This is a genomic window from Streptomyces calidiresistens, from assembly GCF_014141525.1.
GTDB lineage: Bacteria > Actinomycetota > Actinomycetes > Streptomycetales > Streptomycetaceae > Streptomyces > Streptomyces calidiresistens.
This window is the reverse complement of record NZ_VKHS01001612.1, coordinates 1-396: the sequence shown is the minus strand read 5'-3', so window position 1 is coordinate 396 and position 396 is coordinate 1. Positions and strand designations below refer to the sequence as shown.

The 396-nt window shown below is 59.1% G+C and carries 1 protein-coding gene; it reads right to left on the bottom strand.

Annotation, left to right across the window (positions count from 1 at the left end; genetic code table 11):
* A partial coding sequence (locus FOE67_RS31070; protein WP_228474397.1) for a c-type cytochrome occupies window positions 1–377 on the bottom strand: 377 nt, incomplete at its 3' end.
* Window positions 378–396 lie beyond the last annotated feature (19 nt).

Sequence of the window (396 nt, the reverse complement as noted above, 5' to 3'; positions counted from 1 at the left end):
GTTTTCAACAGGGCAACCACTTCGTCCTGCTTCATTCCGCGTAACCCGGAAGCGTACCAATCGTCCAGCTCAGCGCCGCTCAGGAAGGCCGGCTCTTTGCTGTCCAGACCTTTTTCCTGCATCGCCCAGCCACGCGGCGTATGGCAACTGCCGCAGTGCCCCGCCCCCTGAACCAAATAGGCGCCGCGATTCCACTCTGCGCTCTGGTCGTGGTCAGGCTGGTAAGGCGTATCGTCATGGAACAGCTGATTCCATACCGCCAGCGGCCAGCGCATCGACAACGGCCAACTGATGTCACTGGCGCGGTTGGCGGTATTCTGCGCCGGCACTTCGTTCATCAGGTAGTCATACAGCGCGCGCATATCTTCCGCATTCATTTTGGCGTAAGAGGTATAC